Source organism: Streptomyces sp. HUAS MS02 (assembly GCF_055702265.1).
On record NZ_CM146747.1, the window covers coordinates 3,881,946 to 3,899,835 of the forward strand.

The 17,890-nt window shown below is 71.2% G+C and carries 25 protein-coding genes; 18 read left to right on the forward strand and 7 right to left on the reverse strand.

What is annotated here, in order from left to right; genetic code table 11:
* Positions 1-22: 22 nt before the first annotated feature.
* Together mqnP and ACZ9QC_RS16575 are read right to left on the reverse strand one after the other, a co-directional pair.
* A complete protein-coding gene (gene mqnP / locus ACZ9QC_RS16570; protein WP_472920816.1) occupies positions 23-928 on the reverse strand; it encodes a menaquinone biosynthesis prenyltransferase MqnP in 906 nt (301 codons plus the stop codon).
* Positions 925-2,382 carry a menaquinone biosynthesis decarboxylase gene (locus ACZ9QC_RS16575; RefSeq protein ID WP_472920817.1) on the reverse strand — a complete coding sequence of 486 codons (1,458 nt, stop codon included), beginning with the start codon at positions 2,380-2,382 and terminating at the stop codon, positions 925-927. The genes mqnP and ACZ9QC_RS16575 overlap by 4 nt, the downstream gene beginning before the upstream one ends.
* A gap of 94 nt (positions 2,383-2,476) precedes the next feature.
* On the opposite strand from ACZ9QC_RS16575, the gene ACZ9QC_RS16580 reads away from it, so the two are divergent.
* Positions 2,477-2,923 (forward strand): PLD nuclease N-terminal domain-containing protein, encoded by a 447-nt coding sequence (locus tag ACZ9QC_RS16580; protein WP_472920818.1) that lies wholly within the window; start codon positions 2,477-2,479, stop codon positions 2,921-2,923.
* Between the two features lie 147 nt (positions 2,924-3,070).
* Here the strand turns inward: ACZ9QC_RS16580 and ACZ9QC_RS16585 are convergent, their stop codons facing one another.
* Both ACZ9QC_RS16585 and ACZ9QC_RS16590 read right to left on the reverse strand, forming a co-directional pair.
* Positions 3,071-4,096 (reverse strand): CU044_5270 family protein, encoded by a 1,026-nt coding sequence (locus tag ACZ9QC_RS16585; RefSeq protein WP_472920819.1) that lies wholly within the window; start codon positions 4,094-4,096, stop codon positions 3,071-3,073.
* A 104-nt stretch (positions 4,097-4,200) separates the two neighbouring features.
* Positions 4,201-5,061 (reverse strand): RNA polymerase sigma factor, encoded by an 861-nt coding sequence (locus ACZ9QC_RS16590; protein WP_472920820.1) that lies wholly within the window; start codon positions 5,059-5,061, stop codon positions 4,201-4,203.
* A gap of 111 nt (positions 5,062-5,172) precedes the next feature.
* On the opposite strand from ACZ9QC_RS16590, the gene ACZ9QC_RS16595 reads away from it, so the two are divergent.
* From ACZ9QC_RS16595 to ACZ9QC_RS16660, 14 genes are all read left to right on the forward strand, one after another.
* Complete coding sequence (locus tag ACZ9QC_RS16595) at positions 5,173-5,937, forward strand: MerR family transcriptional regulator (RefSeq protein WP_472920821.1); 765 nt, start codon at positions 5,173-5,175, stop codon at positions 5,935-5,937.
* 46 nt (positions 5,938-5,983) lie between these two features.
* Complete coding sequence (locus ACZ9QC_RS16600) at positions 5,984-6,313, forward strand: gas vesicle protein GvpO (RefSeq protein WP_472920822.1); 330 nt, start codon at positions 5,984-5,986, stop codon at positions 6,311-6,313.
* 103 nt (positions 6,314-6,416) lie between these two features.
* On the forward strand, positions 6,417-6,896 hold the full coding sequence (locus ACZ9QC_RS16605; RefSeq protein ID WP_472920823.1) for a gas vesicle structural protein GvpA: 480 nt from the start codon (positions 6,417-6,419) through the stop codon (positions 6,894-6,896).
* 8 nt (positions 6,897-6,904) lie between these two features.
* Complete coding sequence (locus tag ACZ9QC_RS16610) at positions 6,905-7,618, forward strand: GvpL/GvpF family gas vesicle protein (RefSeq protein WP_472920824.1); 714 nt, start codon at positions 6,905-6,907, stop codon at positions 7,616-7,618.
* 136 nt (positions 7,619-7,754) lie between these two features.
* Positions 7,755-7,991: a gas vesicle protein GvpG gene (locus tag ACZ9QC_RS16615; RefSeq protein ID WP_472920825.1), complete on the forward strand. Its 237-nt coding sequence runs from the start codon at positions 7,755-7,757 to the stop codon at positions 7,989-7,991.
* Positions 7,988-8,530 (forward strand): ABC transporter substrate-binding protein, encoded by a 543-nt coding sequence (locus ACZ9QC_RS16620; RefSeq protein WP_472920826.1) that lies wholly within the window; start codon positions 7,988-7,990, stop codon positions 8,528-8,530. Before ACZ9QC_RS16615 ends, ACZ9QC_RS16620 begins: the two co-directional genes overlap by 4 nt.
* Positions 8,523-9,713 (forward strand): SRPBCC family protein, encoded by a 1,191-nt coding sequence (locus ACZ9QC_RS16625; RefSeq protein WP_472920827.1) that lies wholly within the window; start codon positions 8,523-8,525, stop codon positions 9,711-9,713. The genes ACZ9QC_RS16620 and ACZ9QC_RS16625 overlap by 8 nt, the downstream gene beginning before the upstream one ends.
* 3 nt (positions 9,714-9,716) lie before the next feature.
* Positions 9,717-10,253, forward strand: coding sequence for a gas vesicle protein (locus tag ACZ9QC_RS16630; RefSeq protein ID WP_472920828.1), 537 nt, complete (start codon positions 9,717-9,719; stop codon positions 10,251-10,253).
* A complete protein-coding gene (locus ACZ9QC_RS16635) occupies positions 10,246-10,524 on the forward strand; it encodes a gas vesicle protein (protein ID WP_472920829.1) in 279 nt (92 codons plus the stop codon). The genes ACZ9QC_RS16630 and ACZ9QC_RS16635 overlap by 8 nt, the downstream gene beginning before the upstream one ends.
* On the forward strand, positions 10,505-10,921 hold the full coding sequence (locus ACZ9QC_RS16640; RefSeq protein WP_472920830.1) for a gas vesicle protein K: 417 nt from the start codon (positions 10,505-10,507) through the stop codon (positions 10,919-10,921). Before ACZ9QC_RS16635 ends, ACZ9QC_RS16640 begins: the two co-directional genes overlap by 20 nt.
* Before the next feature lie 105 nt (positions 10,922-11,026).
* The gene (locus tag ACZ9QC_RS16645) at positions 11,027-11,581 is read left to right on the forward strand and encodes a nucleoside deaminase (RefSeq protein ID WP_472920831.1); all 555 of its coding nucleotides are present in this window, start codon (positions 11,027-11,029) and stop codon (positions 11,579-11,581) included.
* The gene (locus ACZ9QC_RS16650; protein WP_472920832.1) at positions 11,547-12,542 is read left to right on the forward strand and encodes an isopenicillin N synthase family dioxygenase; all 996 of its coding nucleotides are present in this window, start codon (positions 11,547-11,549) and stop codon (positions 12,540-12,542) included. Before ACZ9QC_RS16645 ends, ACZ9QC_RS16650 begins: the two co-directional genes overlap by 35 nt.
* A gap of 136 nt (positions 12,543-12,678) precedes the next feature.
* Positions 12,679-13,473, forward strand: a complete 795-nt coding sequence (locus tag ACZ9QC_RS16655; RefSeq protein ID WP_472920833.1) for a hypothetical protein — start codon at positions 12,679-12,681, stop codon at positions 13,471-13,473.
* A complete protein-coding gene (locus ACZ9QC_RS16660; protein WP_472920834.1) occupies positions 13,466-13,852 on the forward strand; it encodes a GntR family transcriptional regulator in 387 nt (128 codons plus the stop codon). Before ACZ9QC_RS16655 ends, ACZ9QC_RS16660 begins: the two co-directional genes overlap by 8 nt.
* On the opposite strand, the gene ACZ9QC_RS16665 is transcribed toward ACZ9QC_RS16660, so the two are convergent.
* Genes ACZ9QC_RS16665 through ACZ9QC_RS16675 form a run of 3 tightly spaced genes read right to left on the reverse strand, consistent with a single transcriptional unit; the run spans position 13,853 to position 14,775 of the window.
* Positions 13,853-14,068, reverse strand: a complete 216-nt coding sequence (locus ACZ9QC_RS16665; protein ID WP_472920835.1) for a hypothetical protein — start codon at positions 14,066-14,068, stop codon at positions 13,853-13,855.
* Positions 14,069-14,128: 60 nt separating this feature from the next.
* Positions 14,129-14,524 carry a DUF7848 domain-containing protein gene (locus ACZ9QC_RS16670; protein WP_472920836.1) on the reverse strand — a complete coding sequence of 132 codons (396 nt, stop codon included), beginning with the start codon at positions 14,522-14,524 and terminating at the stop codon, positions 14,129-14,131.
* A gap of 41 nt (positions 14,525-14,565) precedes the next feature.
* On the reverse strand, positions 14,566-14,775 hold the full coding sequence (locus tag ACZ9QC_RS16675) for a hypothetical protein (RefSeq protein ID WP_472920837.1): 210 nt from the start codon (positions 14,773-14,775) through the stop codon (positions 14,566-14,568).
* A 119-nt stretch (positions 14,776-14,894) separates the two neighbouring features.
* Between ACZ9QC_RS16675 and ACZ9QC_RS16680 the strand changes: the two genes are divergently transcribed.
* From ACZ9QC_RS16680 to ACZ9QC_RS16690, 3 genes are all read left to right on the forward strand, one after another.
* Entirely contained in the window at positions 14,895-15,836 is a 942-nt protein-coding gene (locus tag ACZ9QC_RS16680; RefSeq protein WP_472920838.1) for a helix-turn-helix domain-containing protein, read from the forward strand.
* Complete coding sequence (locus ACZ9QC_RS16685) at positions 15,793-15,921, forward strand: DUF397 domain-containing protein (protein ID WP_472921710.1); 129 nt, start codon at positions 15,793-15,795, stop codon at positions 15,919-15,921. Before ACZ9QC_RS16680 ends, ACZ9QC_RS16685 begins: the two co-directional genes overlap by 44 nt.
* Positions 15,922-15,994: 73 nt before the next feature.
* Positions 15,995-17,890, forward strand: coding sequence for a hypothetical protein (locus ACZ9QC_RS16690; RefSeq protein WP_472920839.1), 1,896 nt, complete (start codon positions 15,995-15,997; stop codon positions 17,888-17,890).

Genomic DNA, 17,890 nt, shown 5'->3' on the forward strand with positions numbered 1-17,890 from the left:
TCGATGGTAGGCCGCACCATATTCAGAAGGTCAGACCCCGAACCAGAAGATCCAGCAGCGCACACACAAACAGGGCAATGCCGATGAACCCGTTGACGGAGAAGAACGCGCGGTTCAGGCGGGACAGGTCGTGCGGGCGCACGATCGTGTGCTCGTACACGAACGCGCCCGCGACGATCGCCAGCCCCAGCCACAGGAACGCGCCCGCGTCGGTGAGGATCGCGTACCAGACGAAGAGGGCCGTGGTCAGGGCGTGGCAGACCCGCGCCGCCCAGACCGCCGCCGGGATGCCGAAGCGGGCCGGGACCGACAGCACGCCGGACTCGCGGTCGGAGTCGACGTCCTGGCAGGCGTAGATGAGGTCGAAGCCGCCGATCCAGACGCCCACGGCCAGGCCGAGGACGACCGCCTCCCAGGACCACTCCCCCGTGATGGCGAGCCAGCCGCCGACCGGGCCCATGGCCTGGGCGAGACCGAGGATGGCCTGGGGGTAGTTCGTGAAGCGTTTGCCGTACGGGTAGACCACCATCGGGATCACCGCGACGGGGGCCAGCGCGAGGCAGAGCGGGTTCAGCAGCGCCGCCGAGCCGAGGAAGATCACGACCGCGATCAGGGCGCCGGTCCACGCGTGCTTGACCGACATCGCGCCGGTCACCAGCTCACGGTGCGCCGTGCGCGGGTTCCGCGCGTCGATCTCGCGGTCGATGATCCGGTTGACCGCCATGGCGAACGTACGCAGGCCCACCATGCAGATGGTGACCAGGAGCAGCCGGACCCAGTGGATGTTGCCGTCCAGCCGGAACATGGCCGTGAGCGCGGCGATGTACGCGAAGGGCAGCGCGAAGATCGAGTGTTCGATCATCACGAGGCGGAGGAAGGCCTTGGTGCGGCCCGGTTGCTGCGGAATGGCCGCCGACGCGCTGGTCACAGGCCGTACTCCTTCCAGCGGCGGTCGACGAGCGCCGCCGTGGCCGGGTCGGACTCGACCATGTCGGGCCAGCCGCCGTCCCGGGTGTAGCCCTCCTCGATCCACTTCTTGGTGGCGTCGATGCCGGCCTTGCCGCCCCAGAACTGCTGGTAGGAGGCGTGGTCCAGATGGTCCACCGGGCCCTCGACGATCGACAGGTCGCGGGAGTAGTCCGTGTTGCCCAGCGCCCGCCAGGCGACCTCGTGCAGGTCGTGCACGTCGCAGTCGGAGTCGACCACCACGATCAGCTTGGTCAGGGACATCATGTGGGCACCCCAGATCGCGTGCATGACCTTCTGCGCGTGCTTGGGGTACTTCTTGTCGATCGAGATGATCGCGCAGTTGTGGAAGCCGCCCGCCTCGGGGAGGTGGTAGTCCACGATGTCCGGCACGATGATCTTGAGGAGGGGGAGGAAGAAGCGTTCCGTCGCCCGTCCCAGCGGTCCGTCCTCGGTCGGCGGCCGGCCGACCACGATCGACTGGAGCAACGGCCGCTTCCGCATCGTCACGCAGTCGATCTTCAGCGCCGGGAACGGTTCCTGCGGGGTGTAGAAGCCGGTGTGGTCGCCGAACGGGCCCTCGGGGAGCATCTCGCCGGGCTCCAGCCAGCCCTCGATCACGACCTCGGCGTTCGCCGGCACCTGCAGCGGCACCGTCTTGCAGTCGACCATCTCGATCCGCTTGCCCGCGACGAACCCGGCGAACAGGTACTCGTCGATGTCACCGGGGAGCGGGGCGGTGGAGGCGTAGGTCACGGCGGGCGGGCAGCCGAAGGCGATGGCGACCGGCAGGCGTTCGCCGCGCTTGGCGGCCACCTGGTAGTGGTTGCGGCTGTCCTTGTGGATCTGCCAGTGCATGCCGATGGTGCGCTTGTCGTGGCGCTGGAGGCGGTACAGGCCGAGGTTGCGCACGCCGGTCTCGGGGTGCTTGGTGTGGGTGAGCCCCAGGTTGAAGAAGGAGCCGCCGTCCTTGGGCCAGGTGAACAGCGCGGGCAGCAGGTCCAGGTCCACCTCGTCGCCCTGGAGGACGACCTCCTGCACGGGCGCGCTGTCCGCCTTGACCTTCTTCGGCGGGACGTGCGCCATCGCGCCGAGCTTGCCGAACGCCTCGCGCACGCCCACGAAGCCCTGGGGCAGTTCGGGCTTGAGCAGGCCGCCGATCTTCTCGCTGATCTCGCCGTACGACTTCAGACCGAGGGCCTTCAGCAGGCGGCGGTCGGTACCGAAGACGTTCATCGCGAGGGGCATCGAGGAGCCCTTCACGTTCTCGAAGAGCAGGGCGGGGCCGCCAGCCTTGTTGACCCGGTCGACGATCTCCCCGACCTCCAGGTAGGGGTCGACTTCGGCCTTGATGCGCTTGAGATCGCCCTCGCGCTCCAGTGCGCGGAGCAGGGAGCGAAGATCGTCGTAAGCCATGGGGTCCAGTATCCCCGAGGGGCTACCCTGGCCCCGTCACGGGGCCCCGAGCACGGTCCTGATGTCACTTCCACCGCTTCCAGGGGGCCCTTCCATGCTCAGGCTGTTGATGTACCTCGTGCCGTTGGCGCTGACCATCTACGCGTTCATCGACTGCCTCAACACCCCCGAGGACGAGGCGAAGCACCTGCCGAAGATCGCGTGGGTCTTCATCATCCTGCTCTTCTGGATCGTCGGCCCGATCGCCTGGCTCGCCGCGGGCAAGCTCCGCAACGTGCCGGCCGGCGGCCGCACGCCCTCCGAGTGGCACCGCAACCACCGCACGCAGTACGTCGCGCCCGACGACAACCCCGAGTTCCTGAAGTCGCTCGCCGAGGACAACAAGAAGGACGAGTCGCTGCTCAAGAGCTGGGAGGCCGACCTGCGCCGCCGCGAGGAGGAACTGAAGCGGCAGGAGCGGGGGGAGCCGGAGGGCGGCGCGAAGGGTGAGAAGGGCGAGGCCGGCGAGAAACGGGACCGGAAGGACGGCGAGGAGGCGTAGCGCGGCGGCGGTCAGCGGACAGTGGACAGCGGGCTGCTGTCAGCGGTCGGCTGTCAGCGGTCGGCTGTCAGCGGTCGCCGAGTGGGGGCTGGTCTCGCAGTTCCCCGCGCCCCTTAAGGGCCGAAGAAGCAGGGGCGCAGCCGGTGGTCAGCCGGTCGGTTCCTGGCCCTTCTTGTCCACGACGCCGACCTCCAGCAGGGCCTCCTTGTCCGAGCCCAGGTACTTGAACGTCTTCTTGTCGAAGATCCATGCGGCCCGGTCGTCGCCCTTGCCGAAGGCCAGGCCGACGCCTTCGCGGCCGGCGGCGTCCTCCGCGTTCTCGACGACCCGTACCCCGGGGATCTCGGCGGCCACCCGGAAGAGCGCGCCGTTCAGTGCGGGCAGCAACTGCGCCCCGTCGAGCATCGTCGTGATGTATTCCAGGGCGGCCTCCTCGTGGGTGGGGCCTTGGCCCCGGGTGCGGGCCCACACCTCGTCGTACAGCGTGTCGGGGTCCGTGGGGAGCGCCTTCAGCTCGTCGTAGTAGCTGTGGTCCGGGTCGGCGGAGAGCGTCATGTCCTCGACGTCGTCCATCGAGCCCGCCAGGGGGTCGTCGATGACCTTCCCGTTCATGTCCCGGGGGGCCGGTTGCCCCTCCAGCCAGGTGGTCCGGGCGAGTCCGTTCTCACTGCCGTCGACGGAGATCCAGTCGGTCCGCCGGTAGGGATAGTCGGTCTTCGAACCCGCCTCCTCCTTCGTGTTCTTCGCGTCCTTCACGATCTTGCCGCCGTCCGTCGAGGCCACCGAGGCCCGCGACACGCCCTGGGTCCTGATGTAGAGGAACTGGTCGTCGCGCACGGGCGTGGGTTCGCCCGTCGCGGCGTCGGCGGCGCGCTGGAGCAGCCCGGCCGCGTCCTCGTCGTCGACGTGTCCCCGGCCCACCACCCCGGTCGCGATCACGGTGGCGAGGACGGCGGTGGCCACGCCGAGCGGGAGCGCGACGACGGCGAAACGGCGGCGCGTGCGCGTGCGGGCAGCCGCCGGTTCGGGCGTGCCGGTGATCCGGACGGTGGCCTCGCCGGTCAGCTCCTGCATGAGGTGGTCCTCCAGCCGCGTCAGCCGGTCGTCGGAGAGTCGCGGGTCGCCCGGGCTCGGCAACAGCCGGGCCAGTTCGTCACGTTCCACGGCGCTCATGTCACTCACGGCATCCACGGGATTCATCGGGTTCGTGGGGTTCGCGGGATTCATCGGGTTCGTGGGGTTCGCGGGGTTCGCGGGGTTCATGGGGTTCATGGGGTTCATCGGCGTCTCTCCTGTGCCTCTGCCCGGGCCTGGGTCTGTGCCCGGGCCTGGGTCTGTGCCGGTGCCGGCGTCGGCGTCGGCGTCGGCGTCGGCGTCGGCGTCGGCGTCGGCCTGGTCGGCTCGGTGCGGTCGACAGGTTCCTGTCCACCGCCCGGCAGGGGTCTCGTTCTTCCGTGCCGTTCGGGCCGCCGGGCCGGCCGCCGCGCGAGTTCCGCCTCGGCGAGACCCCGCAGCCGCTGCCGGGCGCGGGCCAGCCGCGACCGTACGGTGCTGACGGGCACCCCGAGGGCTTCGGCGGCGGCCGCGTAGCTCAGCCCCGACCACACGCACAGCGCGAACACCTCGCGCTCGCGGCGGCGGAGTTTGGCGAGGGCCGCGTGGGCGGCGGCGAGCCGGTCGGCGTCCTCCATCCGGCCGACCAGGGCGTCGGCGAAGTCGGGGACGGTCTCGCGCTCGGCGTGGCGTTCGGGCAGCCGGGCCAGGGCGGCGCTGTGCCGGCGGGCGGCGCGGCGCGTGTTGCGCAGCACGTTCGTGGCGATCCCGAACAGCCAGGCCCGCAGACTGCTGTCACCGCCGCCCTCGCCCCTGCCCTCACCGCTGCCCCCACCGTCGGCCGCGCCGCCGGGGCCGCCCCCGCCACCACCGAGGCCGCCCCCGGCCAACTCCGCGTCCGACAGCAGCTTTTCGCGCAGTCGCCAGGCTTCCAGGAAGGTCAGGGAGACGACGTCCTCCGCCGTGTTCCGGTCGGCCGTCAGCCGCGCGGCATGGCCGTACACCGCCTGCGCGTGCTCCCAGAAGAGCGTGCTGAACGCCTCCGGATCGCCGTCCCGTACGCGTGCCCGTAAAGAATGCTCCACGCCTTCCCCTGTCCGCCCGCCCCCGGCCGTCCCTGTGTCCCCGGTCACACAGGAATCCGCCTCACGCCCTCGTCCCCATCCGCACGCCGAATCGCCCTAGCCTTCCCCTCGATGCCTGAACCCGGACCACCTCCCAGCGCCTCCGCCTCCGCCTCCGCCCCCGTCCGCCTCCGTCCCGTCGACCTCGCCCGGCTCTCCGGTGTCTCCACGCAGCAGATCCGCAACTACGAAGAGGCGGGGGTGCTGCCGCCGGTGCCGCGTACGGACTCGGGGTACCGGATCTTCGGCGACGCGCACCGGCGGGCGCTGCTGACGTACCGGGCGCTGTCGAAGGGGTACGGGGCGGTCGTGGCCGCGCGGATCATGCGGACCGTGCACGAGGGGGACGTACCGGGGGCGCTGGCGCTGGTGGACGAGGCGCACGCGGCGCTGCACGTGGAGCGGGTGTCGTTGCGCACGACCGGGGAGGCGCTCCGGGCGCTGGCCGGGGAGCCTCCCGAGGACGACGTGCCCGCGGCCGACCTGCTGATCGGTGAGGTCGCGGCGCTGCTCGGCGTGCGGACGTCGACGCTGCGGGTCTGGGAGGCCGCCGGCCTGCTCTCCCCCGTGCGGGACCGGGGCACCGGCTACCGCCACTACACCCCCGACGAGGTACGCGACGCCCGTTTCATCCTCGCCCTCCGCCGCAGCCACTACCTCCTCGACGACATCCGGCCCATCCTCGAAGACCTCCGCGCGGAGGGCGGCACGGAGGCCCTCCGCACCGCGATCACCACCCGCGGCGCCGCGCTGACCGCCTGCACGGCGGCCATGCTGGAGGGCGCCGGCCACCTGCACACATACCTGCGTCCGCCCGCCGCTGAGCCGCCCGGGTGACATATACCCCATCAAAGGTTGATGATGGACAAAGGGTAAGAAGGTGATGAATACGAACGGCCGTGAGTCGGAGAAGCGCCGTTCCTCGTCGCGGCAGGCGCCCGCCGAGGAGCGGGTCTCCGCGCCCGAGGCCATGCGGAGCGCGGTCGAGCAGCTCTCCCAGTTGCTCGGGCGCGCTCCCGAGTCCGTTTCCGCGCTGAAGCCGACCGACGAGGGCTGGGAGGCCCAGGTCGAGGTCATGGAGCTGGAGCGCATCCCCCAGACGACCAGCGTGATGGCCGCCTACCGGGTGTCTCTGGACCCCGCGGGCAACCTGCTGGCGTACGAGCGCGGACGCCGGTACACGCGCGCGCAGATCGACCGGGGCTCTCGCTGAGCCGCTGAGGCCACGGCCGCCGCCGAAGAACCCGGCGGCCGCCGTCCTGGCCATGGCTCGCGGTCCGCGCCGGACGGCTTCCCGTATCCGGAGGGAAGAGATCGTGACTGTGGTGCCGCAGAGCGAGGGCGGCGCCCTCGCCGCCCGTGGCGGTGGCGGCGGCTCGGGGAACCTCTACGACGTACTGGAGCTCGTGCTCGACCGGGGCCTGGTCATCGACGCGTTCGTCCGTGTCTCCCTGGTGGGCATCGAGATCCTGAAGATCGACGCCCGTGTGGTCGTGGCCAGCGTCGACACCTATCTGCGTTTCGCGGAGGCGTGCAACCGGCTGGACCTGGAATCGGGACGCAAGGCCCCCTCCCAGCTGACGGACATCGTCGGGGACACCACCGAGTCGGGCGCCCGGGGCAAGAGCAAGGGCGCGCTCACCGGGGCGGTCGAGGCCGTCACCGACTCGCTCCAGAAGAGGCGCGGCGATGACGACGAGGAGGAGGTGGAGCACGCGCCCAGGCGCGAGAAGCAGCGCGCGAGCTCCGGGCGGAGCGGTACGAGCCGTCGTTCCTCCAGGGACCGGGAGGAGTGAGCGAGCCGATGTCGGTCTACGTCTACGCGATCACCAAAGCCGAGCACCCGCTGGGCCTGGACGACGTCAAGGGCGTCGGCGAGGAACCCGCCGCGCTGCACGCCGTCAGCAACGGCGAGCTGAGCGCCGTCGTCAGCGAGGCTCCCGAGGACCTGTCGGTCAGCCGCCGGGACGTGGAGGCGCATCAGGAGGTCCAGCAGCAGCTGTGGACCGACGGCGCCATCCTGCCGCTGAGCTTCGGTTTCGTCGCCCAGGACGAGGCCGCCGTGGAGGCGCTGCTCCAGGAGCGGGCGGAGGCGTTCTCCCGGCGTCTGGACGAACTCACGGGGCGTGCGGAGTTCAACGTCAAGGGCGTGGTGGACGAGGACACGCTTCTGCGCGCCATCCTGACGGAGTCCGAGCGGGCGCGTGAGCTGAACGACGCGATCCGTGAGGGCGGCGGCACGTACGAGGACCGCCTCGCGCTCGGTGAACTCGTGGCCCAGGAGGTGCAGGGCCGGCAGGACGCGCTCGGCGAGGAGGCCCTCGCCGCGCTGCGGCCCTACGCCCTGGACGAGCGGCTCGCCCCGCCCTCCCAGCAGTACTTCGTGAACGTCTCCTTCCTGGTCGACGGCGAACGGGCGGACGAGTTCGCCGAGGCCGGCGGGGAGTTGGCCGAGGCCCTGGGAGAGGGGGTGGACCTGCGGCTGCGCGGACCGCTGCCGCCGTACAGCTTCGTATGACCGTCGTACGACTTCATCGATGACAGTCGTGCGGCTTAACAGAAGACCGTCGTGCGGCTTCACGGATGACCGTCGTACGGCCTTCGAGTCGGGCTTTGGAGGCGATGTGGTGGGACTGGTCGGGACCATTCTGACGTTGCCGGTCGCTCCCGTGCGGGGCGTCGGGTGGGTGATCGACAAGGTGCGGCAGGCCGCCGAGGACGAGTACTACGACCCGGGGCCCGTCCAGGAGGAACTCGTGAACCTGGAGCGGGCGCGGACCGAGGGGCGGATCGACGAGGAGGAGTTCGCGCGGCGCGAGGAGGAGTTGCTGGGGCGGCTGCAGGAGATCAGCGCCTACCGGCTCCAGCAGCAGAGGGAGACGGAGTCATGAACAACGCCACGATGGGCGCGGCCGTCCTCGGCGGCTATCTGCTGGGACGGACGAAGAAGACCAAGCTCGCCCTCGGCCTCGGTGCGCTGCTGGCCGGGTCCCAGGTCAGACCGGGACAGCTGGGCAAGGCGCTCGACGCCCCGTTCCTGAGCGACCTCACCCGCCAGGTGCGGTCCGAGCTGGCGGGCGCGAGCAAGGCCGCCGCCACCTCCGTGCTGTCGTCGAAGGCCGACCACCTGGCCGACACCCTGCACGAACGCACGGCGGGCCTGCGGGAGCGGGCCGAGGGCGACGGCGCGCACGACGACGAGGCCGAGGACGAGCCCGAGGACACGACCGACACCGGCACCGACACCGACACCGAGGACCAGGCCGAGGCCGAGGCCAAGACCGGGAAGGCGGGCGGCTCTGGGTCGCGCTCGGGCCGTAGGAGCGCGCCGCAGTCGAGGAGCAGCGCGCGCCCGAAGAAGAAGACCGCCGCCGCGAGCCGCACCAAGAGCGCCAGCGGCACACGGTCGAGGAGGCAGGACGATGGCTGAGCGCGGATCGGCGAAGGGCGGCTCGGCCGGCGGCACCGGCACCCTCAGCAGGACGGGTGAGGAGTCCGGCGAGAACACCGGCACGACCCGGCTGAAGGAAGAGCTGGAGGACTACATCGAGGCCCGGATGTCCCTGATGCTCCAGGGCGTGGGCCACGGGCTCGGCGAGGGCGCCCGCAAGCTGGGCGACATGGGCACGGGGGCGCTGACGGCGACCGCGTCCCACGCCAAGGACGCGCTGGTCGACAAGGCGAAGGGCGCCACGGGCAAGGCGAAGGACGTCGTCGGCGAGAAGGCCGGGGATGTCGTGGAGAAGGCGAAGGACGTCGGCGGCAAGGGGCGCAAGAAGGACCCCGAGGGCGGCAGCGGCAAGGGGCACACCATCATCGAGGACATCGACGTGGGTGTGCCGGTGCGCGAGGCGTACGACCAGTGGACGCAGTTCCAGGAGTTCAGCCGGTTCGCCAAGGGCGTGGTCGCCGTCGAGCAGCAGGACGACACCACCACCCAGTGGCACGTCAAGGTCGCCAAGTCCACCCGGCACTGGCGCGGGAACATCACCGAACAGGTGCCCGACGAGCGCATCGCCTGGACCTCCGAGGGCGACAAGGCGACCACCAGGGGCGTCGTCACCTTCCACCCGCTCGGCGAGAACCTCACCAAGGTGCTGCTCGTCCTGGAGTACTTCCCGAAGGGGCTCTTCGAGAAGGTCGGCGGTCTGTTCCGGGCCCAGGGCCGTCGTGCCCGCCTCGACCTCAAGCTCTACCGCACCTTCGTCATGATGCGCGGCGAGGCCACCGGAAGCTGGCGCGGCGAGATCCGCGAAGGGGAGGTCCAGGAGCCGGAGGACGAGGAGGAGGCAGAAGAAGAAGAGGCAGAAGCGGCGGCGGACACGGAGGACGCGGCGGACGCGGACGACCAGTACGACGAGGACGAGGACACGGACGAGTACGAGAACGACGAGGAACCCGAAGAGGACAACGAACCCGAGGCCGAGTACGCGGACGACGTGGAAGAGGACGAGCAGGCGGACGAAGACGAGGACGAGGACGAAGACGGGTACGCGGAAGAGGACGAGGACGAGGACGAGGAGGAAGACGCCGACGAAGCGGACGCGGGCGCGGACGTGGATGAGGACGAGGACGCGGACCGGCGGCCGAAGTCGCGGTCGAGGAGGTCGTGAACCGTGACCCAGTCCGGCTCCCCCGTCCCCTCTCCGTCGCGGAGCGCCTACCCCTACGGCGGCGGTCAGGGCTCCAGCGCGAACCTCGCCGACATCCTCGAACGGGTCCTCGACAAGGGCATCGTCATCGTCGGCGACATCAAGATCAACCTCCTTGACATCGAGCTGCTCACCATCAAGCTGCGCCTGCTGGTGGCCTCGGTCGACAAGGCCAAGGAGATCGGCATCGACTGGTGGGAGCACGACCCGGCCCTCTCCTCCCGGGCCTCCCGCTCCGATGGCCGCCGCTCCCTCGCCGACGAGAACGAGCGCCTGCGCGCCGAGGTGAAGGAGCTGCGCCGACGCGTCGAGGAGCCCCCGCAGGAGCTGCCGGCGAGCGAGTCGGCCGAGCGCCCGCGCAAGGCGGTCCGCCGCAAGGAGCCCGGGGCCGAGAACCGGGTGGCGGAGAACCGTGCGAAGCCCCGTGCCGCGGAGCCCCGGCGCAAGCAGCGCAAGCCGGTGACCCTCGACGAGGAGGACGACGAGGAGGGCCGTGGCTGAGGAGGAAGGTCCCGGCGACTACGACCGCCCGATCAGCGGGCGGCAGGTCGCGCTGATCGACCTGCTCGACCGCCTCCTGAGCGGCGGTGTCGTCCTCACCGGTGACCTCGTCCTGAGCATCGCGGACATCGACCTGGTACGGGTGTCGCTGCGCGCGGTGATCGTCGCCGTCCGCGAACAGATGGACGAACAGTGGGCGCTCCCCCTGCCCGAACGGACGCCCTCGGCAGGGCTGGAAGGAGGCGACGACCATGGCGAGCCCCCTGCCTGACCGCGGCGGCCCTCACATCGACCGCCTCCGTGAGGTGTCCGCGGCCGCGTCCCGCGCGTTCTCGCTGCTGCCCGCCCGGCCGGAGGAGGTCGCCCCGCCGCCCCCGGCCCGGGGCGAAGCCGTGGCGCGCCGGTTGCGCACCGATCCCGACACGGTCGAGCGGGACCTCGTCCGTCTCGTCCTCACCATCGTCGAACTGCTCCGCCAGCTGATGGAGCGCCAGGCCCTGCACCGCGTCGACCAGGGCGGGCTGACCGAGGAGCAGGAGGAGCGCCTCGGCATGACCCTGATGGTCCTGCACGAGCGCATGACGGAACTCTGCGACCGCTACGACCTCACCCTCGACGACCTCAACCTCGACCTCGGCCCCCTGGGCACCCTCCTCCCCCCGCCCTGACCCCCTCCTCCCGCCACCCTGACCCCCTCCTCCCCGGTCTTCCCGCCCCCGATCCCGCGCCGCGTCACACACGTGAGCGCCGCGCGTCGCGGGCAGAGTGAGTTCATGGACCAGGACAAGGACCAGGACCAAGGGCAAGGCCAGGCACGCGCATGGCTCGCCACCGCCGTCGAGGAGGCGCGGGCGGGGCTGGCCGAGGGCGGCATCCCGATCGGGGCCGCGCTCTACGGACCGGACGGCCGCCTGCTCGGGCGCGGGCACAACCGCCGCGTCCAGGACGGCGATCCGTCCACGCACGCCGAGACGGCGGCGTTCCGCGCGGCGGGGCGGCAGCGGTCGTACCGCGGTACGACGATGGTGACGACGCTCTCGCCGTGCTGGTACTGCTCCGGCCTGGTGCGGCAGTTCGGGATCTCGCGGCTGGTCGTCGGGGAGGCCACCACCTTCCACGGCGGCCACGACTGGCTCGCCGAGCACGGCGTGGAGGTCCTGGTGCTGGACGACCCGGAGTGCGTGGCCCTGATGCGGGACTTCGTCCAGCACCACCCGGCTCTATGGAACGAGGACATCGGTGACGCCAGAGACACCAGAGACGCCAGAGACACCAGAGACGCCAGAGACATCAGTGACACCAGAGACATCGGCGACACCGGGCAGTAGGCCGCCCCGGGTCCCCACCATCGATCTGCGCCCCTGGCTCGACGGCGGCCCCGAGGACCGCGCCACGATCGCCCGGACCGTGGACGAGGCGCTCCAGAGCGCCGGTTTCCTGCTCGTCACCGGCCACGGGGTCGACCCGGCGCTCCGGACGCGTATCCGGGAGGCCGCCCGGAGATTCTTCGTCCTGCCCGTCGAGGCCAAGCAGGCGTACGAGGTGAAGGTCGGCGGGCGCGGCTGGCTGGGTCCCGGCGCCGAGGCGAACGGGTACGCCGAGGGTACGGAGACCCCGCCGGACCTCAAGGAGTCGCTGACGTTCGCGACGCACGAGCCGTTCGACGACCCGGCCGTGAACGCGGAGTGGTACGCGCCGAACGTGTGGCCGGCGGAGGTGCCGGAGCTGCGGGCGCTCTGCGAGGAGTACCTGGCGCGGATGGGCGAGTTGGAGAACCTGCTGCTCTCTCTCCTCGGGGAGGCGCTCGGGCTGGAGCCGGACTTCTTCTCCCGCCACATGAGCCACCCCACCTACGGCTTCAACATCAACTGGTACCCGGGCACGGACGTCATCGGCGACCCCGTGCCGGGCCAGTTCCGGATCGGCCCGCACACCGACTTCGGCACGGTGACCATCCTCGACCGGCAGGCCGGCAAGGGCGGACTCCAGGTGTACACGGACGAAGGAGGCTGGGAGGACGCTCCGTACGACCCGGACGCCTTCACCATCAACATCGGTGACCTGATGGCCCGTTGGACCGGTGACCGCTGGCGTTCCGGGCGCCACCGCGTCCTGCCGCCCCCGGCCGACGAGCCCGCCGAGGAGCTGATGTCGCTGGTCTACTTCGGCGAGTGCACGCCCGGCACGATCGTGGAGTCCGTACCCGCGCCGGTCGGACGGGTGGCGTATCCGCCGGTGGACTCGCACGTGTACCTGCGGGCGCAACTGGACTCGATCACCGTCGACTGACCTCCCCTGGGGGAACCCGAACGCCCCTCATCCCGTCTTCCCCCGCGTCACCTTGTATCGAGTGTTTGACACAAGATCCCGACCACGGCATCTTGTACTCACCGCTTGATACAAGATGATCCGGGGGGATCTCTCCATGCTCGACACCGCCCCGCTCCAGGACCGGCTCCTCGACCACGCCGACCACTACGCCCGCTGGTCCGGCCTGGCCGTCGGCCTGGTCGTCGCGCAGGCGCTGTCCACGCTCGGGCACATCGAGTTCGAGCAGCGCGTGGTGTTCTGCCTCACGGCCTTCGGCCTGTGCGCGGTGGCCGGCGTCCTCCTCGCCGACGCCCTGACCCTGCGCCCCCAGGAGGCCGTACGCACCGCGAGTCTCGCCCCGCGCCTGGTCAGAGACCATGTGCCACCGCGCATGGGTCCGCTGATCGCCCTCCAGGGTGTCTCCCTCGTCGTCCTGCTCATGATCACGGCCGCCACGGCGTCCAAGGACGGCGACCGGATGTTCATCACCGGCAAGGTCGTCGACATCACCTGCAACGGGATGCGCGCCACCCTCGGCCCGTGGCCCGGCCTGTACTACAGCCTCCCGATGTTCGGCGCCCTCGCCATAGCCACCCCCACCTGCGTCTGGGCCCTGCGTCACATCGCGCACGGGCCGGGCGAGGAACAGCAGCGCCGCGACCGCGCGTGGGCGGTCACCGGGGCCTGGGGCCTGCTGGTGTCGAGCCAGCAGCTGTACGCCGTCCTGATGATCTCCGTGGCGCTGACGGAGACGGGCTGCGCCGGCACGCTGGGCGCGATCACCTTCTGGGTCTTCTACCCCCTGGCCCTGCTGAACCTCTTCACCGTCGTCTGGTCCCTGGTCACCGTGGTGGCGCCCCGCGCGGTCGAGAACGAGCACGCCGAGGACGGGGCACCCGACGATGAGTGACCCCGCCGTCCGCGTCGACACCACCAGCCAGGTCCCGCCGTACGAGCAGATCCGGGCGCAGCTCGCCGCACTGATCGTCACCGGCCGCCTGGCCGAGGGTGAACGGCTGCCGACCGTGCGCCAGTTGGCCACGGATCTCGGCCTGGCGCCGGGCACCGTGGCCCGCGCCTACCGCGAGCTGGAGGCCGCCGAGCTGATCCGCACCCGCCGTGGCGCGGGCACCCGCGTGGCGGCGCCCCGGACCGGACCGACCCGCCCGCACGCCCACCAACTCGCCACCCTGGCCCGCGACTTCACTGCCTCAGCCCGCGCCCTGGGCGCCGACACCGACGCCATCCTGACCGCCGTCCGCGACGCCCTCGGCCCGGACCGGCCCTGACTAGAGCCGTGCCCTCCGGAAGGTGACACCGAGGACTCCGCCCACGCCGCTGCCGAGCACGACCCCCATCGCCAGGTTGTCGAAGACCGCCACTCCCAGCGCGATCCCGACGGCGATGCCGAACAACATGCCCACGGCAAGCCCGACACCTACGGACGACGACGCTTCGTCGCCCGCGTCACGACCACTGCCCTCGCCGCTCTCCCCGTTCATCATTCGATCATTCTGTCGAACCGGCCGGTACGGGCACCAGCCGACACGGCCGTCGGCCGCTCCCTAGGAGGGAACCTCCTCCAGCGGCTCCAGCACCGAGTAGTCCCCGAAGCTCCGGCGGTAGCGCAGGTGCCGTGTCTCCTGCGTGTGCCTGCGCTGCCACTCCTCCACGGCCGCCGGATCACTGTGCACACCCGACTCCGCGCCGCACTCCGTCTCGTCGCCCGACACGCACCGCGCCTCGTACTCCGGCTCCGCCGTCGTGTCCTGCGCGATGACGTACGGCACGTAGCGGAAGACACGACGGGCACGATCGCGCGTGCGGGGGCCTCCGGCGTGTTCCTGTCGCTGATGGTGACGGAGCAGCACGTTCGCGTCCGTCTCTGCGCTCCGGTCGTACCGGGCCCGCGCCTCGTCCCGCCGTACGGCCAGCTCCGCGCACGCCGTGCATCCGTTCACCGGAACGGGGGGCGGACCCAAGGGCTCAAGTTGACGCAACGTCACACCCTCCTCTTCGTACGGCGGTTGGCGGCCCTGACCTGCGCCCCGAGCCGCTCCGCCGGAGTCGCCGGCCGCAACGTCGCCGGATCCGCCTCCCACTCCCGACCGCCGCCCACCGGACGCAGCATCGCGTACGGCCCGACCCTGTCCCGGTACTCGCCCACGCGCCGCGTCCGCGGATCGAAGACAAGCTGCCCCTCTGGTTCCACGCGCACTCCACAGCCCTGTTCGTCACTCTGGGTGTATCCAGCGTCGCCCACGGGAACGGTCGATATCAACGCGGGACGTGTGGCACTGGACCATTGCCACACCGCACGAGGGGGTCGTCATGACGAGGCGGAACGCGGACGGGGCTGTCGGCGCCGGGAGTTCGGTGCTGTTCGGCGAGGTGCTGCGGCACTACCGCGAGGTGGCGCTGCTGACGCAGGAGGCCCTGGCGAGAGAGATCCCGTGCGACCGCTCCCAGGTGGCGAAGATCGAGGCGGGCACGAGGGTCCCGAGCGACCAGTTCGCGAAGCGGTGTGATGAAGTGCTGTGCACGGGTGGGGTGTTGGCCCGGATGTGGGAGAAGATCGACTGGTATCCGGAGGTTCAGCATCCTGACTGGTTCTCGCGCCGGGTCGAGCTGGAGAAGGAAGCCTCGTCCCTGAGGGAGTACCAAGAGCAGCTCGTACCGGGCTTGTTGCAGACCCCGGGCTACGCACGCGCGCTGTTCTCACGAGTCTCAGCCGACGACGAGTTGGACGAACGAGTCCGGGCGAGGATGAGCCGTCAGCCCCGCTTCCTGGCCGACGACGGTCCCCTGTACATCGTGATCCTGGACGAGAGCTGCCTGCGCAACGGGGTCGGGAGCCCGGAGGTCATGCGGGAGCAGTGCGCGCATCTGCTCAACGTCGGACGGCGCTCCAACATCCGCATCCAGGTGGCTCCGGCGAACCTCTTCGGGCTCATCCGCCCTCGGGTTTCCATGTCCCTGATCGAGCTGCCCGACGAGCGCTGGATGTACTCCGAATCGCAAGGCTATGGCCACTTCATCAACGATCCGGACCGATACGCGCGCGGCAGCCGGATTTATGATGTGCTCAGGGCAGACATTCCGTCAGCCCACGATTCCGCCGCTCTGATCAGCGACGTGATGGAGGGGTACGAACATCATGCACAGGTACGAGCTGAGCTCCGCGACCTGGATCAAGAGCAGCCACAGCGGCGAGGACGGCGGCAACTGCATCGAAGTCGCCCCCGATATCCCCGCCGTCGTCCCCGTCCGTGACAGCAAGAACCCCGACGGCCCCATCCTGGTCATCAACCGTCCCGCCTGGCTCTCCTTCATAGCCGCCGTTCGGTCGGAGTCGTAAGCGAACGAGCAGCCTTCGCCGTACTCCGAAACAACTGCCCCTCCCTCCACAGCTGTTGATAACACCAGCAGCTATGACTACGGCAACCATCCAGCCCCACGCCCTCCTCGACATACCCAAGGCGTTCCGCCCCCCGGAGGGCCCCCCGTTCGTGGTGCTGGCGGGAGCCCGTGGGCTCGGCAGGAGCACGGTGCTGCGGGAGCTGTGCGCGGCCTACCGGGGGCGCAGCCCCGTCGCGTTGATCGACGGGGAGGAGACCCGGTTCGACCGACCGCCCCCGGGCCGGCCCCCGGCGTCCTGGTCACCGGCGTACGAGGCGCTGACCGTGGTCGCCGAGCAGCTGGCGGAGCCACTGGGCGGGGCCGGGCGTCTCACGTTCCCCCGGCTGGCGTGCGGGCTGCTCGCCGTCGCGGCCGGTGGGTGGGGGGATCGCGGGCTGTCGCGGGTCTGCGCGGAGGCGGAGCGGGTCCTGCTGCTGAGCGACACGGGTGGCTGGCTGGCGGGGCGGTGGGTGGGGAGGACCGTGGCCCGGCTGGTGTCGTCGCTGTCGGACCAGGGACCGGTGGTCGAGGCGATCGTCGAGGCCGCGCTGGAGGCGTTCAGCGAGGGGATGTCGTCCTCGCACCGGCGGCTGCGCCGGGGGGCCGTCTGGTACCGCGACCATCCGCACGCGGCCGGCAACCCCAAACTGGGCATGGTCCTGCTCTCCCGGCACTTCCACGCGGGCGGCGACGCCCGGACCCACGCCGAGCACCATCTCGTACGGGCGCTGCTGGCGGACCTCGACGACGCGTACGCGGGGGTCGCGGGGGTCGTAGCGCGCCCGCAGCGGGCCGGGCGGCCGGTGGTGCTGCTGGACAACGTGCAGGAGGCGGCGGGGCGGCGGCTGATGGAGTCCGTGCTGCGGGCGCGGGCGGACGGCCGGGCGGACCAGGTGGCGTTCTTCGCGGGGCTGCGGGGGCAGGGCCACCCCGCCCTGCGGAACGCGGCCCGCCGCACGCTCGCGGAGGCGACTCGGTGGACCGACTGGACACCGGGCGGTACGCCGTCGTCGCACGCGCTGCTGGTGTCGCTGCCGCCGTTCTCCCCCGACGACACCCGGCAGGCGGTGGAGGCGGCCTGTCCCGGGCAGTCGGTCCCGCCCGCACTCCCCATCGCCGTCCACCGGCTGACCGGCGGCAATCCCCTCGGCACGGCGCTCCTCGCCGCGTCGGCCGGCCGGAACCTCGCCCGAGGGCTCAGCACACCGGTCGACCTGCTGCTGGCGGAGGACACCGGGCGCCGCGCGTACAAGACCGTGCTGGACCGTCTCCTCCCGGGCGAGGACCACCTCGACGAGTTGGCCGTCCTGTCCCTCGCCCACGACCACGACTCGGCGGTCGTCCTGGCCGAGTCCCACCTCCCGGTCGGCTTCGGCGAGTCGGGCGTACGGGCGCTGTCGAGCCGGTTGGCGGCGCAGGGTCACGCCCCGGCCCCGGACCACTTCGTGAGCGACCCCTTCCTCCGGGCCCTGCTCCTGCTGCACCTGCGCCACGGGCACACCGCCGGCTCGGGCCGCCCGGCCTGGCGGGAAGCCCACCGCGCCCTGGCGGCCCACTACGGCGGCGCCCACCCCCTGCACCGCGCCCACCACGAACTCGCCCTGGGCAACGCGGACTTCGCGGTCACCCACCTCCACGACTCATACGACGCCACGGCCCCTCGGGACTGGCTCGCCGCCCTCACGTTCATCGCCTCGGCGCCGCACCACAGGGGCCACGATCACCGCACCGCCATCGCCCTCGGCCAGACCGACGCAACCCACCATCCACCGCCGGGTGTCGACCTCGAGCTGTACCTACGCGTACGGCGCGTGCTGCACGCGGCTTGGCACGCGACGGACCTCCTGGCCCCACCGTCCCTCGCCGTGGCCGACCGTCTCCGCCAGGACCTGGGGCACCAGGGGCAGGAGGCAGATTTCCTGCAGTGA